This window comes from Mycobacterium sp. SMC-14 (genome assembly GCF_046250075.1).
Lineage (GTDB): Bacteria > Actinomycetota > Actinomycetes > Mycobacteriales > Mycobacteriaceae > Mycobacterium.
In genome coordinates, this window is sequence record NZ_CP176429.1 from 2,078,619 (window position 1) to 2,094,650 (window position 16,032).

The window sequence follows — 16,032 nt, forward strand, 5'->3', positions numbered from 1 at the left end:
TTCGCCACTCGCCAGGATCACCCTTCCATGATGAACCGGAATGCCGGTCAGCGCGGCTTGGCCAGGGGAAACGGCAGCGTGTCGCGGATGCTGTGGCCGGTGATGAGCATGACGACGCGGTCCACACCCATGCCCAGTCCGCCGGTGGGCGGCATCGCGTACTCCATGGCCTGCAGGAAGTCCTCGTCGAGCTCCATGGCTTCCGGGTCGCCGCCGGCGGCCAGCAGCGACTGCTGGTGCAGGCGGCGGCGCTGCTCCACCGGATCGGTGAGCTCGCTGTAGGCGGTGCCCAGCTCCACGCCCCACGCCACCAGGTCCCACCGCTCGGCCACCCCCGGCTTACTGCGGTGCGGCCGGGTCAGCGGCGAGACGGAGGTGGGGAAGTCGGTGTAGAACGTGGGTTGTTCGGTGCGGGCCTCGACCAGGTGCTCATAGAGTTCGAGCACCACCGCCCCGGCATCCCACTGCCGCAGGTAGTGGACGCCGGCGCGGTCACACAACCGGCGCAGCGTGGCCAGGTCGGTGCCGGCGTCGATCTGTTCGCCGAGCGCGTCGGACACCGCGTCGTGCACGCTGCGCACCGGCCACTGCCCGGAGATGTCGACCGCTTCCAGCGCGTCGCCGGCCCCGGGGCGCATCACCACGGGCGCGCCGTTGGCCGCCAGCGCGGCGTTCTGGATCAGCTCGCGCGCCCCGTCGATCCAGGCCAGGTAGTCGCCGTGAGCCTGGTAGGCCTCCAGCAGGGTGAACTCCGGGTTGTGGCTGTAATCGACACCCTCGTTGCGAAATGCCCGTCCCAGCTCGAACACTCGCTCCACCCCGCCCACGCACAGCCGCTTGAGGTAGAGCTCCGGGGCGATCCGCAGATACAGGTCCAGGTCGTAGGCGTTGATGTGGGTGACGAACGGACGCGCGTTGGCCCCGCCGTGCAGCTGCTGCAGGATCGGGGTCTCGACCTCCAGGAATCCCTTGCCGAACAAGGTGTCGCGGATGGAGCGCAGCACCTTGCTGCGGGCTGCGATCAACTCGCGCGCCTCGGTGTTGATCGCCAGGTCCACATAGCGGGTCCGCACCCGGGCCTCGGGGTCGGTCAGGCCCTTCCATTTGTCGGGCAGCGGGCGCAGGCACTTGCCGACCAGCCGCCAGTTCGCCACCAGCAGTGACGGTGTCCCGTTGCGGCTGTGACCCATCCGGCCGGTCGCCTCGACCAGGTCGCCGAGGTCGATACCCGCGCTGAAGTCCGCGGCGCGCGCGTCGCCGCCGGCCTGCGCGAGCACCGAATCGTCCAACAGCAGCTGTACCTCACCGGACCAGTCACGCAGCTGGGCGAAGAGCACGCCGCCGTAGTCGCGTATCCGCAACACCCGCCCGGCCACCGACACGGTCTCCTCGGTGCCGCTGGCCAGGGCTTGGCTCACGGTGTGGCTGGGCGGCGTCCCCACCGGGTAGGCCTCGACGCCGTTGTCCTGCAGCGACTTCAGCTTGGCCATCCGGACGCGGACCTGTTCGGGCAGCCGGGGGAGCATCCCGGCTCCCTCGGTGAACTCGCCGGCAGTGCCGCTGGTGACGTCGTCGGGCGCCGTCCCGTCGCTGTGCAGTCGCCCGGACGCGGCCATCGTCGCCGGCACGGCGGAGTGGTGGCCGGTGTGCTGCTCGTTGCGCCGCGAAAACGGCAGCACCAGAAAGCCTTCGGCGATCACCGAGGCCACCCCGACGCGGGGGATCAGCCGGGCGTCCTCGTAGCAGGCGTAGCGCGGCACCCAATCCGGCCGATACTTCATGTTCGAGCGGTACAGCGTCTCCAGCTGCCACCAGCGGGAGAAGAACATCAGCAGCCGGCGCCACAGTCGCAGCACCGGACCGGCGCCCAGCTGCGCACCCTGCTCGAAGGCGGCGCGGAACATCGCGAAGTTCAGCGAGATCCGGCTGACGCCGATGGTGGCGGCCTGCAGTGCCAATTCGCTGACCATCAGTTCGATGGTGCCGTTGGGGGATTGCGGTGAGCGGCGCATCAAGTCCAGGGACACCCCACTGTGGCCCCACGGCACCAGTGACAGCATCGCCACTACCTCACCGGTACGCGGATCGCCGCGTACCGCCTCGACCAGCAGGCAGTCGGCGTCGGCCGGATCGCCGAGGCGGCCCAACGCCATGGAGAACCCGCGCTCGGATTCGGTGTCGCGCCACGCGTCGGTGTGTTCGATGACCCGCGCCATCTCCTCGGCACCGATCTCGCCGTGCCGGCGCATCCGCACCGTCAGGCCCGAGCGGCGGGCCCGGGTGACCGCTTGGCGCACTCCACGCATGTCCGGTCCGGACAGTTTGAACTCCGAGGGCCGCAAGATCGCCTCGTCGCCCAGTTCCAGGGCGCTCAGGCCGGCGTCGCGGAAGGCCTGCGCGCCGGCGAAGCTGGCGCCCATCACTCCGGGCGCCCAGCCGTAGTCCTTGCAGACCCGCAGCCAGGTGGTGATGGCCTGCGGCCATGCCCGCGGGTCGCCCACCGGATCACCGCTGGCCAGACAGACGCCCACCTCGACCCGGTAGGTGATGGCGGCGCGCCCGTTGGGGGCGAACACCACCGACTTGTCGCGGCGGGTGGCGAAATAGCCCAGCGAATCGTTCTTGCCGTACTGCTCGAGCAGCCCGCGGATGGCCGACTCGTCCTGCCCGGTGAGGGCATTGTCGGAGCGCTGGGACAGAAACAGCACAATGGCCGCGATGATCAGGGCCAGCGCCCCGAGCAGCCCGCACAGGGCCTTGAGCCCGAAGTCCGGCTTGCCGGGGAAGAAGTCCGGTTCGAGCAGGCCGAAGCCGACGACCCGGTTCACCACATAGGGCAGCCGCAGCGGGCGCGTCACCGTCCCCGGGAACAGCTCGATGAGCCCCCAGCACAGCAGGATCGCCACCGCCCAGCCCGCGACCAGCGTCGCGGCGGATTTGAGCAGTGCTCCGCGCCGTACCTTGGCCCAGAACTCACCGCGGGCTGCCACCAACACCACGATCGCGACCACGTGCAGCACCAGGCCCGCGAGGCCGCTGATGACCTGGAACCGGTCGGAGGTGTCCGACACCAGCCGGCTGACGTTCCAGCCGCCGGCGACCACCAGGTTGGCGATCAGCAGCCACCAGGCGATGCGTTTGTGGGCGCTGAGGGCGGCGGCCAGCAGCGCCAGGACGAATGCCCAGGCCAGGCTGGTGTCGGGGAAATTGAACAGGTACTTGTCGATGAATTCGCGCGGTACCCGGATGGCCCACCGGATCACCGGAGACATGCTCGCCAGCAACGACAACGTGGCGGCGATACCGACGGCCCAGGCGGCCGCCGCGGGCACCCAGTGGAACCGGGTGGTCGCGCGGCTACGCGAGCGCGGCCCGAGCGGCACAGTCAACGTCATAAGGCGCGAGAATAAGCAGGAAAACCGCGAAATGTATGTGAGGAATCGCCGGTGGGAGCGATCGCCGGGAGAAAGCAGCGCTATACAGCTGCTAGACTCCCTAACGCGACCGTCCCGGCGTACGCCAGGACAGCAAGTGGAGTTCCCTCCCACCACTAGCCGAGGAGTAATCCTTACAGGCTCAGTGGTCCGGTCGCAGGCGGTGTGAACCGCCTGCTCTGCGCGGTGCGCAGGCGGCTTGATGTTGTTCAGGCCGTGATCGGTCGGTATGGGCCCTGCTTCGTGCAGGGCTTTTTTGCTGGTGGGTGGGGTCAGCGCCGCTGCGTCCGGACGAGCACTGCGGCGGCCGCGACCGAAGACTACCCAAGGAGGTCCCATCAGCACTGAGATCCGCGTCAACGAGCGCATTCGCGTACCTGAGGTTCGTTTGATCGGCCCGGGCGGGGAGCAGGTAGGCATTGTGCGCATCGAGGATGCGCTTCGCGTCGCCGCGGATGCCGATCTCGACCTTGTCGAAGTCGCACCGACCGCCAAACCGCCGGTCTGCAAGATCATGGACTACGGCAAGTACAAGTACGAGGCGGCTCAGAAGGAGCGCGAGTCTCGCAAGAACCAGCAGCAGACCGTCGTCAAGGAACAGAAGCTGCGTCCCAAGATCGACGACCACGACTATGCGACGAAGAAGGGCCACGTGGTCCGCTTCCTCGAAGCCGGGGCCAAGGTCAAGGTGACGATCATGTTCCGCGGCCGTGAGCAGTCTCGGCCCGAACTCGGCTACCGCCTGCTGCAGCGGCTGGGTGCCGACGTCGCCGAGTACGGCTTCGTCGAGACCTCCGCCAAGCAGGACGGACGCAACATGACGATGGTGCTGGCACCGCACCGCGGCGCGAAAACCCGTGCCAAGGCAGCAGAGGATGCCGGCGGAGGCTCGGTTCAGCCAGCCCCCGCACCCGCCCCCGCGGCGGACGCGGCAGAGCCGCAGCCCGAGAACTGAACACCCGACACCAGAACTGAGGAAACATGCCTAAGGCGAAAACCCACAGCGGCGCTTCGAAGCGGTTCCGTCGCACCGGAACCGGCAAGATCGTGCGGCAGAAGGCCAACGCCCGCCACCTGCTGGAGCACAAGCCGAGCAAGCGCATGCGCCGGCTGGCCGGTCGCACCGAGGTGGCTGCCAGCGACACCAAGCGCGTCAACGCGATGCTGAACGGCTAACAGCCGCTTCCGCACTGCAACCCCCTTACGCCCAACGAGAGTAGGAACACCCCATGGCACGCGTGAAGCGCGCAGTCAACGCCCAGAAGAAGCGCCGTACAGTCCTGAAGGCTTCGAAGGGTTACCGTGGCCAGCGGTCGCGGCTGTACCGCAAGGCCAAAGAGCAGCAGCTGCACTCAATGACCTACGCCTACCGGGACCGTCGCGCCCGCAAGGGTGAGTTCCGCAAGCTGTGGATCTCGCGCATCAACGCGGCGGCCCGCGCCAACGACATCACCTACAACCGGCTGATCCAGGGCCTCAAGGCCGCTGGTGTCGAGGTGGACCGCAAGAACCTCGCCGAGATCGCCGTCAGCGACGCGGCTGCGTTCACCGCGCTGGTCGAGGTCGCCCGGGCCGCGCTGCCCGAGGATGTCAACGCGCCGTCCGGCGAGGCTGCCTGACCCGAACCGAGCCGATGCTGACCGAACGTTCGGCCCGGGTGGTCGCGGCGGTCAAACTGCATCGGCACGTGGCCAGGAAGCGCGAACAGCGCTTCCTGGCCGAGGGGCCGAATCTGATCGAGGCCGCGATCGCTCGCGGCCTTGTCCTCGAGGTCTTCGCCACCGAATCGGCGGCGCAACGTCATAACGATCTGCTGGCCTGCGCACAGGTGCCGGTCCAACTGGTCACCGACCGCGCGGCAAAAGCCTTGTCGGACACCGTCACCCCGGCCGGATTGGTCGCGGTGTGCGCGCATGTCGAGGCAGACCTGGCCACATTGCTGGCCGAGGCTCCGCGGCTGGTGGCGGTGGCCGTGGGCATCGGCGAGCCCGGTAACGCCGGCACCCTGATCCGCATCGCCGACGCCACCGGCGCGGATCTGGTGGTGCTGACCGGCAACAGCGTCGACCCTTACAACGGCAAGTGCCTGCGCTCGTCCGCGGGCAGCATCTTCAACATCCCGGTCGTCGTGGTCGCCGACACCGACGCCGTGCTCACCGCACTGGGGGAGGCCGGCCTGCAGGTGCTGGCGACGGCCCTTGACGGCGAACTGAACCTCGACGACGCCGATCCGGTGTTGGTCGCGCCCACCGCGTGGCTGTTCGGTCCGGAGGCCCAGGGGTTGCCGGCCGAGGCGGCGGCCGCCGCTGACCACCGGGTGCAGATCCCGATGGCAGGCGGCGCCGAGAGTCTCAATGTTGCTGCGGCAGCAGCGATCTGCCTCTACCAGAGCGCGCGAGCCCAGCGCCGCGCTTAGGCGGCCTTGGGCTTGCGGCGCGGCGGACGCGGGGTCAGGCCGCTGCCGGCGGCCAGCGAGAAGGTGCTGTGCATCAGCGCCCCGGCCCGCTCGACCAGCTTCATGCCCTGGCTCACCGGCGGGACGTAGTGCATTCCGCTGCGCCGCCTGTCTTTTGGTGGTCCGCTGAACCACGGGGCTTCGATCGGCGGTGTGTCGCTGGGGATCTTGCCCTGCTCGCGTCGGTATCCGGCCAGCGCGCGCGGATGCAGCCGGATCTCGTCGGGCACGAAGCTGAACGCCACGTGGCTGACCTTGCCCAGCAGCCGCAGCAGTACCTCGTCGCCCTCCGACCAGCGCAGACCGGCTTTCTCCCGCACCACCGGCTCGAACAGTCCGGCCGCCACCCAGCGTTGGGCGGCCAGCGCCGGCTTGAACATCTGGTGCCACACCGCGTCGGGCATCGGGACGAACCACGGCTTGGGGATGCGGATGTTCAAGATGTCGATGGCGGCCGGTGTCAGCTCCAGCTCGTCCTCGCACACCCGGTTCCAGTACTCGCAGAACTCTTCCCAGGACTTCGGCACCGGGCGCATGCTCATGCCGTACATCTGGTACCACCGCACGTGCTCGTCGAAGAGCTGGTGCTTCTCGGCCAAAGTGAGCCCGCCGTCGAAGTATTCGGCGAGTTTGATGATCAACATGAAGAACGTGGCGTGCGCCCAATAGAAGGTGTCGGGGTCCAGTGCGTGATAGCGCCGGCCCTTCTCGTCAACGCCCTTGATGTCGCGGTGGTAGTCGCGGATCGAGGCGCCGGTGTGCTGGGCCCGGATGCCGTCATAGACCACGCCCATGATCGGGTACACCGACCGCGTCACGCGCTGCATCGGCTCGCTCAAGATGCTGGAGTGCTCGGTCACGCCTGCGCCCAGGCCGGGGTACATGTTCTCGATGGCGCCGATCCACACGCCCATGATCCCGGTGCGCAGGTCGCCGAAGTACTTCCACGTCAACGACTCGGAGTTCAACGGCTCTACCGCGGCAGCGGGTTTGGGAGCGGTTGTGGCAGCGCTCGGGGTGTTTTCGTCGGCGGGCGCCGGGGCCTGCTCAACGGACGCGGTCGGCGTAACGGTCATCACGTCTCCTGTCTGGGAACCTGAAACTACGATAATTGTGACAACGATCGTTGTCTACATTAGGTGTGGCGCGTCGCGTCAAAATCGCCGACCGTGGCGTGTGCCACTGTGGCGGTCGTTGCCGGTGTCGGCGGGCGCCACCTACCCTGAGTCTCATGGACCTCGAGCCGGCCCCTCGGCAGGCTGATGGGCTCGGGGAGGCGGTGGAGATGCCCGACCAGCCCAGCCCCGACCGCCGCCCGTCGTTCTCCCTCGATGAGGCCGCAGCGTGGCTGAACCGCACCACCAATGACGTCCGGATCGTTGACCTGGTTCGGCGCGTGCGGCGGGTGTTGCCCGGAGACCCCGAGTTCGGCGACCCGCTCTCGACCGCCGGGGATGGCGGACCGCAGACCGCTGCGAGGGCGGCCGACCGCCTGATGGGAGATCGCTCCGCGGCCTCCCGCGAAGTCAGCCTGGGCGCCCTGCAGGTCTGGCAGGCCCTGACCCAACGGATGTCGCGGGCGCCGGGCAGTGCCGAGGCGACGCTGGTCTTCACCGACCTGGTCGGCTTCTCGACGTGGTCGCTACGGTCCGGCGACGACGCCACCCTCACTCTGTTGCGACGGGTGTCGCGCGCGATCGAGCCGCCGGTGCTGGATGCCGGCGGCCGCATCGTCAAACGGATGGGTGACGGCCTGATGGCCGTGTTCCGGGACCCGCTGGTGGCCGTGGCCGCGGTCCTGGAGGCACAAGAGGCCATCCGTGAGGTCGAGGTCAACGGGCACACGCCGCGGATGCGGGTCGGCATCCACACCGGTCGGCCGCAGCGGCTGGCCGACGATTGGCTCGGCGTGGACGTCAATATCGCCGCACGGGTCATGGAGCGCGCCACCAAGGGCGGCATCGTGATCTCCGGGCCGACATTGGAACGCATCGATCCCGCCGCCCTCGATGAGCTGGGTGTGGTTGCCAAGCGGGCGCGCCGTCAGGTGCTCGCGGCCAAGACCAGCGGCGTCCCGGCGGATCTGACGATGTACCGCCTGAAGGCAGTTCGCCAGAACCCCTCAGACCCCGACTGATTGCACGTCATTAACTTCCTTGTGGGCCGGTCAGATTGCCGCGCACGAGTGGATGAACCCCGTTCCTTGGAATACCCTGCGGTGAGCAACATAACTATTTGGCCGGTTTACACAGGTCGCCTTAACGCAGAAGCGGGGAATCATGTCAGGTCGGCAGCAGCGTCGGAACAACCGCCGTAAGACGAATCGGCTGGTGGGTGCCGGCGGTACGGCGGCGGCGTTCCTGGCGTTCGGCATGGCCCCGCTGGCGGCGGCTCCCACAGCACGGGCCGACTGGGACTTCGACTGGCTGACTGACCTGTTCACCCCCGTCTCAGACTCGGGCAGCGGTTGGGACAGCAACGCTTGGGACATCGGATCGTGGTTCAACGCGTCGGCAGACCCGGGTTCCGCCGCTGACACGACCCCGGAGTTCAGCATGTCGCTGCTGTGGAATGCGCTGGTCTACCAGCCGCTCCACACCTCCATGGAGTCCTTCATCGACAACTCGGCCAACGCCTGGTTCATCGACATGGTCAACTCGCTGAACACGAATCCGGATTACTGCGGCCTGATCTGCAATGGTGCGGACGGCACTGCGGAGAGCGTCAACGGCGGCAACGGCGGCCTCTGGTTCGGCGACGGCGGCGCCGGCTACTCCGCGGGCGCCGACGAGGACGCGGACGCGGCCATCGGCGGCGGCGTCGGGGGTAACGCGGGCTGGTTCGGCAACGGCGGCGCCGGTGGCGTCGGCGGTTTGGGCGGTGACGGCGGCGCGGGCGGCCTGGGCGGCTCGATCATGGGCATCGGCGGCGCGGGTGGCGTCGGCGGTTTGGGCGGTGACGGCGGTGACGGCGGCGCCGCCAACGGTTGGATGTTCGGCATTGGTGGTGCAGGCGGTGCCGGTGGTGCTGGCCAGGTCGGTGAGACCGGCACGACCGGTGATTGGGCTACCGGCGGCGTCGGTGGTGTCGGCGAAAGCGGCGGTACCGGCGGCAATGGCGGCAAGGGCGGCAGCGCCAGTTCCCTGTTCGGCGGCGCCGGCGCGGGCGGTGCCGGTGGTATCGGCGGAGCGGGTGGCCAGGGCGGTACTGGTGCCGCGGGTGACTTCGCCCACAACGACGGCGACGGCGGCACCGGCGGCAACGGTGGCGCGGCCGGAATGGGCGGCAAGGGCGGCGACGCCGGCACGGGCGGGGCGTTCGGCGGCAAGGCCGCGGCCGGTGCCGACAACAGCGCGATCCTTGGCGATGGCGGCAAGGGCGGTACCGGCGGTGGCGGCGCGGACGCCGACGCCACCCACGAGGCAGGCGAGGGCGGCAAGGGCGGCACCGGCGCTGACGCTGGCGACACCGGCAATGGTGGCGCCGGCGGTACCGGCGGCGCCGGCGGCGCCGGATTCGACGAGACGCATGGAGCCGGCACTGGCGGCAATGGCGGCACCGGTGGTGACGGCGGCAAGATCGGCAACGGCGGCTCGGGTGGCATCGGTGGTGCCGGTGGGCTCAGCGGTGCCTACGACGACGCCGAGGGCGGCACGGGCGGTATCGGTGGAACCGGCGGTGCCGGTGGCACCACGGCGGGCAACGGCGGTAGCGGCGGGGTCGGTGGCGCCGGCGGCGCCGGGCACGAGGGTGCCGCGGGTACGGACGGCGCAGCGGGTAGCTTCGAGAACGGCGGGGACGGCAACGGCGGCGTCGGCACGGGCGGCAAGGCCGGCTTCGACGGCGGTCAGGGCGGTAAGGGCGGCGTAGGCGGCGCTGCCGGCGGCGGCGCGGGCAGCGTCGCGGGCAAGTACGGCAATGGCGGGGCCGGCGGTGCCGGGGGTGCTGGCGGCGCGGGCGGCGACGGCGGTAAGGGTGCCGCGGGTACCTGGGCGAACGGCGGTACGGGCAACGGCGGTAACGGCGGCGATGCCGGCGACAACGGCGCGGGCGGCAACGGTGGCCAGGGCGGCGCGGCCGGCGGTGACGGCGCCAACGTCGGCGCCGAGGGCGCTGCGGGCGGCAGGCCCACCGAACCCAGCGTCGGCGGCGCCGGTGGTGACGGCGCCAACGCCGACGCCACCCACACCTCCGGCGGCAATGGCGGCAATGGTGGCGACAGCCACAACGTCGGCAACGGCGGTGCCGGTGGCAACGGCGGCACCGGAACCACCGGCAACGGTGGCAACGGTGGCAACGGCGGCGATGGCGGCGAGGGCTCCCAGAGCGTCGGCGGCAATGGCGGCGTCGGCGGCAACGGCGGTGCCTCGGACTCCGGCAACGGCGGTAAGGGCGGCCTCGGCGGCAACGGCGGTGATGGCGACCACGGAGTGACCGGCGGCAACGGCGGCGATGGCACGGTCGGTGTCAACAACGGCGCCGGCGGCAACGGCAGCACCGGCGGGGCCGGTTTCGACGGCGGCAAGGGCGGCGCGGGCGGCAACGGCGGCGCGTCGACGTCCGGTACCAAGGGCGTCAACGGCAACGGCGGTAGCGGCGGTGACGGCGGTGCCGGCGGTGCGGGTGGCAACGGCGGCAACGGCGCCAACGGTGACTGGGACAAGAAGGGCCAGTACGACTACGGCTCCGGCGGCAAGGGCGGCAACGCCGGCAACACCGGCGCGGTCGGTAAGGGCGGCGCCGCGGGCGCGGCCGGCACCGGCGGTACCGGCGGCGCGGCCGGTACCAAGGGCACCGACGGCGCAGGGATTGCCGCCGACTACAGCGGCGTGCATGGCGGCGACGGCGGCGACGGTGCCGCCGCACTCGGTGACAACCTGCATCCGAACGGCGGCGCCGGCGGTGACGGCGGCACCGGCGGCACCAACGGCAACGGCGGCAACGGCGGCGACGGCGGCGGCTACATCGAGCCTCCGACGGGCGGCAACCCCGGCGACCCCACCGTCAATAACCCGGCCACCGGTGGCAATGGCGGCGCGGGCGGCAATGGCGGTGCCGGCGGGACCGCGACCGGCAACGGCGGCAACGGTGGTGATGGCGGCGACGCCTACAAGCCAGTCAAGGACGACGACCCCAGCACCCTGACCAAGGGCGGCAACGGCGGTGCCGGTGGCGCCGGCGGCGCCGCGGTCAAGGGCAATGGCGGTGCCGGCGGCGATGGCGGCAACGGCCAGGCCGGCACCCAGTACGGCGGTGCCGGTGGCGCGGGCGGCAAGGGCGGCGCGGTCACCGGTCTGGGCAAGGGCGGCGACGGTGGGGCCGGTGGTAACGGCGCCGTCGCGACCGGCTGGAAGTCCGACGGCACCTGGGGCATCGACGGCTTCAGCGGCAAGTTCGGGTCCGGCACCATCTTGGGTGTCTCCGGTGCCGGTGGCGCCGGTGGAGCCGGTGGAGCGTCCGTCGGCGGCGACTACGACGGCGGCGCGGGCGGCCTGGGTGGAAACGGTGGAGAAGCCGCGAGCGACGCCGGTACCCGGGTCATCTGGGGCGGTGCCGGCGGCGCAGGTGGCGCGGGTGGCGCCGCCACCGACACCGCCAAGGACGCCGGCGACAGCGGTAACGGCGGTGCCGGCGGCGACGGCGGTACGGCCGGCCAGGGCACCATCACCGGCGGCAGCGGCGGCAGCGGCGGTGCCGGCGGCGCCAGCACCAGCGGCAACGGCGGCGACGGCGGCGACGGCCAAGACGGTGCTACCGGAACCGGCTGGAACGACGTCAACGGCAACCTGGCCGGCAAGGGCCAGATCCTCAACTTCGGCGGCAGTGGCGGCAACGGCGGCGCCGGTGGCAACGGCAAGACCGGCGGCGACGGCGGTGACGGCGGCACGGGCGCAATCGGTACGGGCGGCGGCAACGTGTTCAGCTCCGGCGGCAACGGCGGCAACGGCGGGGCCGGCGGCACCGGCACCACCGGTGACGGCGGCAATGGCGGCAACGGCGGCAACAGCGGCGACGCGACCTGGCGGGCCCACAACGGCGGCAACGGCGGCGCCGGCGGCAGCAGCACCGGCGGGGCCGGCGGCATCGGCGGCAACGGCGGCGACGGCGGCGAGCTCATCAGCGGCGGCACCGCTCCGACCAACGGCCAGGGCGTCATCGTCGGCTCCGGCGGCAACGGCGGCAACGGTGGCAACAGTGCCGCCACCGAGGCCGGCGGTAAGGGCGGCAACGGCGGTGACGGCGGTGACGGCATCGGCAGCGTCAAGGGTGGCTCGGGCGGTACCGGTGGCATCGGTGGTGCGTCCGGCTCCGACAAGGGCACCACGCCCGTCAAGCCCACTGCACCCACCACCACAACCGGCGGTACGGGTGCGGACGGTGGTGCGGGCGCCCCGGCCAAGTCCCCGGCGTCCGGGAGTTAACCCACACGATGAAAGCCCCGCACACCGCGTGCGGGGCTTTCGTCGTCATGTCGATAAGATCGACGCTTGCGTCTCAGCCAAAATCACAGCCAGTAGGGGGAGTTTCGTCCGTGGGCAATCAGCCTGCTGAACAGTTGGCCCAGTCCGTCGTCTCCGACGCGACCCTGACCTCGGCGCTACAGGCGGCGCAGGCCGCCTTCAGCGCGGCCGCCGACCTGGATGCGCTGGCCCACGCCAAAACCGACCACCTCGGTGACAAGGCGCCCCTGGCACTGGCACGCCAGGCGCTGGCCAAACTGGACAAGGCCGACCGCGCCGACGCGGGCAAGCGCGTCAATGCCGTGCGCACCGACGCCCAGCGCGCCTACGACGAGCGCCTGGCGGCCCTGCGCGCCGAGCGTGATGCCGCCGTACTGGCCGCCGAGAGCATCGACGTCACCCTGCCCTCGGCGCGCAAGCCCGTCGGGGCGCGCCACCCCATCACCATGCTGGCCGAACACGTCGCCGACACCTTCGTCGCGATGGGCTGGGAACTGGCCGAGGGCCCCGAGGTCGAAGCCGAGCACTTCAACTTCGACGCGCTGAACTTCCCGGTCGATCACCCCGCGCGCAGCGACCAGGACACCTTCCACATCGCGCCGTCCGGATCGCGGCAACTGCTGCGCACCCACACCTCCCCGGTGCAGATCCGCGCCCTGCTGGCCCGTGAACTGCCCGTCTACGTGGTCTCGATCGGGCGCACCTTCCGCACCGACGAGCTCGACGCCACCCACACGCCGGTGTTCCACCAGGTCGAGGGGCTGGCGGTCGACCGCGGCCTGACCATGGCGCACCTGCGCGGCACCCTAGACGCGTTCGCCCAATCCGAATTCGGGCCGGCCACGCGCACCCGGTTCCGGCCGCACTTCTTCCCGTTCACCGAGCCGTCGGCCGAGGTCGACATCTGGTTCGAGGGCAAGAAAGGTGGTCCCGGCTGGGTCGAGTGGGGTGGCTGCGGAATGGTGCACCCCAACGTGCTGCGCGCGGTGGGCATCGACCCGGACGAGTACTCCGGCTTCGCGTTCGGCATGGGATTGGAGCGAACCCTGCAGTTCCGCAACGGAATCCCCGATATGCGGGACATGGTCGAAGGTGACGTCCGGTTCTCCCTGCCGTTCGGGGTGGGCGCCTGATGCGTATTCCCTACAGCTGGTTGCGTGAGACCCTGATCGCCGGCGCGCCGGGCTTCGACATCACCGCCCAGGAGATGGAACAGGCGCTGCTGCGGGTCGGCCACGAGGTCGAGGACGTGCACACCCTGGGGCCGGTCACCGGCCCGTTCAAGGTCGGCCGGGTCGTCGAGATCGAGGAACTCACCGAGTTCAAGAAGCCGATCCGGGCCTGCCGCGTCGAAGTGGGCGAAGCCGAGCCGCGCGACATCGTCTGCGGCGCCACCAATTTCGCCGTCGGCGACCTGGTGGCCGTGGCACTGCCCGGCGCGGTGCTGCCCGGTGATTTCGCCATCGCCACCCGCAAGACCTACGGCCGCACTTCCGACGGCATGATCTGCTCGGCGTCCGAAATACGGTTGAGCACCGACCATTCCGGCATCATGGTGCTGCCCGAAGGCACCGCTGAGCCGGGTGCGGACGCCGCGGCGGTGCTGGGTCTCGACGACGTGGTCTACGAGCTGGCCATCACCCCGGACCGCGGTTACTGCATGTCGGTGCGCGGGCTGGCGCGCGACATCGCCAACGCGCTGGACCTGGACTTCGCCGACCCGGCTGCGGTGCCGGCGCTGCCCGCCGACGGCGAGGCCTGGCCGCTGAGCGTGCAGCCGGGCACCGGGGTGCGCCGCTTCGCGCTGCGCAGCGTCACCGGCATCGACCCGGCGGCGGTATCGCCGTGGTGGCTGCAACGTCGCCTGGCGCTGTGCGGCATCCGGGCCATCTCGCCGGCCGTCGACGCCACCAACTACGTCATGGTCGAACTCGGCCACCCGATGCACGCCCACGACCGGGCCCGCATCACCGGGGGATTCGACGTCCGCTTCGCCGCGGCCGGCGAGACCGTCACCACGCTGGATGACATCGAACGCAAGCTCGAACCGGTCGACGTGCTCATCGTCGATGACGTCGCCACCGCAGCGATCGGTGGCGTGATGGGCTCGGGCAGCACCGAAATGCGCGATGACTCAACCGATGTGCTGCTGGAGGCCGCGATCTGGGACCCCGCCGCGGTGTCGCGGACCGCGCGGCGGCTGCACCTGCCCAGCGAGGCCGCTCGGCGCTACGAGCGCTCCGTGGACCCGGCCATCTCGGTGGCGGTGTTGGACCGCTGCGCGACGCTGCTGGCCGAGATCGCCGGGGGAGTCATCGGTACCGGTCTGACCGACTGGCGCGGCGACCCGCCAGTGCAGGACTGGAGTCAGGCTCCCATCGAGATCGCCGCGGACCTGCCGGACCGCACCGCGGGGGTGACCTATCCCGACGGCACAACCATTCGGCGGCTGACCCAGATCGGCTGCGAGGTGGCGGCCGACGGTTCCCGCTTGACCGTCACCCCGCCGAGTTGGCGTCCGGACCTGCGTCAGCCGGCCGACCTGGTCGAGGACGTGTTGCGGCTGGAGGGGTTGGAGTCCATCCCGTCGGTGCTGCCCGCCGCACCGGCCGGGCGTGGCCTGACCGCCACCCAGCGCCGGCGCCGGGCGATCGGCAAGTCGCTGGCCCTGGCCGGCTACGTCGAGGTGCTCACCACGCCGTTCTTGCCCGCCGGGGCGTTCGACACCTGGGGTCTGGCCGACGACGACCCGCGCCGAGCCACGGTGTCGGTGCTCAACCCGCTGGAAGCCGACCGGCCCCAGCTGGCCAGCACTCTGCTGCCCAGCTTGTTGGAAGCCTTGGGCCGCAACGTTTCCCGGGGCATGAGTGATGTCGCACTGTTCGCGATCGCCCAGGTGGTGCAGTCGGCCGGCCTGGCCGAGTTCCCGGCCGTCACGTCTGCCCGGCGACCGACCGACGCCGAGATCGCCGGGATCGACGCTGCCCTGCCGCGCCAGCCGCAGCACATCGCGGTGGCGCTGACCGGCCTGGCCGAACCCCGCGGACCGTGGGGCCCGGGCCGTCCCGTCGAAGCCGCCGACGCCATCGAGGCGGCGCGGGTGATCGCCCGTGCCAGTGGCGTCGAGGTCACGCTGCGTTCCGGGGCCTACCTGCCGTGGCATCCGGGCCGCTGCGCCGAGGTGCTGGTCGGGGAAACCCTGATCGGCCACGCCGGCCAGCTGCACCCGGCCGTCATCGAACGCGCCGGCCTGCCCAAGGGCACCTGTGCGGTGGAGCTGAACCTGGACGCCATCCCGGTAGCCACGGCGCTGCCGGCACCGCGCGTATCGCCGTTCCCGGCGGTGTTCCAGGACCTGGCCTTGGTGGTCGATGAGAAGGTGACCGCCCAAGCGGTGGCCGACGCGGTGCGCGAGGGCGCCGGTGAGCTGCTGGAGGACATCGCGCTGTTCGACGTCTACACCGGCCCGCAGGTCGGCGAGGGCCGCAAGTCGCTGGCGTTCGCGCTGCGCTTCCGGGCCGCCGATCGCACGCTGACCGAGGACGAGGCCAGCGCGGCGCGCGACGCCGCCGTCGCGCGTGCCGCCGAAGCCGTCGGCGCCGCGCTGCGGGGGTAACTCCTCCTGGCGCGAGCGTGCGTGTTTGCACACGACACGCCGCGGACAGCCGTACAACTGGGCACG

10 protein-coding genes are annotated in these 16,032 nt (G+C 70.8%); 8 read left to right on the forward strand and 2 right to left on the reverse strand.

All coding sequences use genetic code 11. From position 1 onward, the window contains the following. Positions 1 to 47: 47 nt before the first annotated feature. Complete coding sequence (gene lysX, locus ACKY0W_RS09690) at positions 48 to 3,395, reverse strand: bifunctional lysylphosphatidylglycerol synthetase/lysine--tRNA ligase LysX (protein ID WP_409437373.1); 3,348 nt, start codon at positions 3,393 to 3,395, stop codon at positions 48 to 50. 376 nt (positions 3,396 to 3,771) lie between these two features. Here lysX and infC point away from each other — a divergent pair, with 376 nt between their 5' ends. Genes infC through ACKY0W_RS09710 form a run of 4 tightly spaced genes read left to right on the forward strand, consistent with a single transcriptional unit; the run spans position 3,772 to position 5,850 of the window. Next, entirely contained in the window at positions 3,772 to 4,389 is a 618-nt protein-coding gene (infC, locus tag ACKY0W_RS09695; RefSeq protein WP_406759959.1) for a translation initiation factor IF-3, read from the forward strand. Positions 4,390 to 4,415: 26 nt separating this feature from the next. Continuing rightward, a complete protein-coding gene (gene rpmI / locus ACKY0W_RS09700; protein WP_046188963.1) occupies positions 4,416 to 4,610 on the forward strand; it encodes a 50S ribosomal protein L35 in 195 nt (64 codons plus the stop codon). A 53-nt stretch (positions 4,611 to 4,663) separates the two neighbouring features. After that, positions 4,664 to 5,053, forward strand: a complete 390-nt coding sequence (rplT, locus tag ACKY0W_RS09705) for a 50S ribosomal protein L20 (RefSeq protein WP_024442881.1) — start codon at positions 4,664 to 4,666, stop codon at positions 5,051 to 5,053. Positions 5,054 to 5,067: 14 nt separating this feature from the next. Further along, positions 5,068 to 5,850 carry a TrmH family RNA methyltransferase gene (locus tag ACKY0W_RS09710; RefSeq protein ID WP_409437374.1) on the forward strand — a complete coding sequence of 261 codons (783 nt, stop codon included), beginning with the start codon at positions 5,068 to 5,070 and terminating at the stop codon, positions 5,848 to 5,850. Here ACKY0W_RS09710 and ACKY0W_RS09715 read toward each other — a convergent pair. Then, positions 5,847 to 6,965 carry an oxygenase MpaB family protein gene (locus ACKY0W_RS09715; protein WP_409437375.1) on the reverse strand — a complete coding sequence of 373 codons (1,119 nt, stop codon included), beginning with the start codon at positions 6,963 to 6,965 and terminating at the stop codon, positions 5,847 to 5,849. The genes ACKY0W_RS09710 and ACKY0W_RS09715 overlap by 4 nt on opposite strands. A 155-nt stretch (positions 6,966 to 7,120) precedes the next feature. On the opposite strand from ACKY0W_RS09715, the gene ACKY0W_RS09720 reads away from it, so the two are divergent. The 4 genes from ACKY0W_RS09720 (at position 7,121) to pheT (ending at position 15,966) form a co-directional block, all read left to right on the forward strand. After that, the gene (locus ACKY0W_RS09720; RefSeq protein ID WP_409437376.1) at positions 7,121 to 8,026 is read left to right on the forward strand and encodes an adenylate/guanylate cyclase domain-containing protein; all 906 of its coding nucleotides are present in this window, start codon (positions 7,121 to 7,123) and stop codon (positions 8,024 to 8,026) included. Positions 8,027 to 8,168: 142 nt separating this feature from the next. Next, a complete protein-coding gene (locus ACKY0W_RS09725) occupies positions 8,169 to 12,311 on the forward strand; it encodes a PE family protein (protein WP_409437377.1) in 4,143 nt (1,380 codons plus the stop codon). 134 nt (positions 12,312 to 12,445) lie between these two features. Then, a complete protein-coding gene (pheS, locus tag ACKY0W_RS09730) occupies positions 12,446 to 13,483 on the forward strand; it encodes a phenylalanine--tRNA ligase subunit alpha (RefSeq protein ID WP_409437710.1) in 1,038 nt (345 codons plus the stop codon). Continuing rightward, positions 13,483 to 15,966, forward strand: a complete 2,484-nt coding sequence (pheT, locus tag ACKY0W_RS09735; RefSeq protein WP_409437378.1) for a phenylalanine--tRNA ligase subunit beta — start codon at positions 13,483 to 13,485, stop codon at positions 15,964 to 15,966. Before pheS ends, pheT begins: the two co-directional genes overlap by 1 nt. Positions 15,967 to 16,032 lie beyond the last annotated feature (66 nt).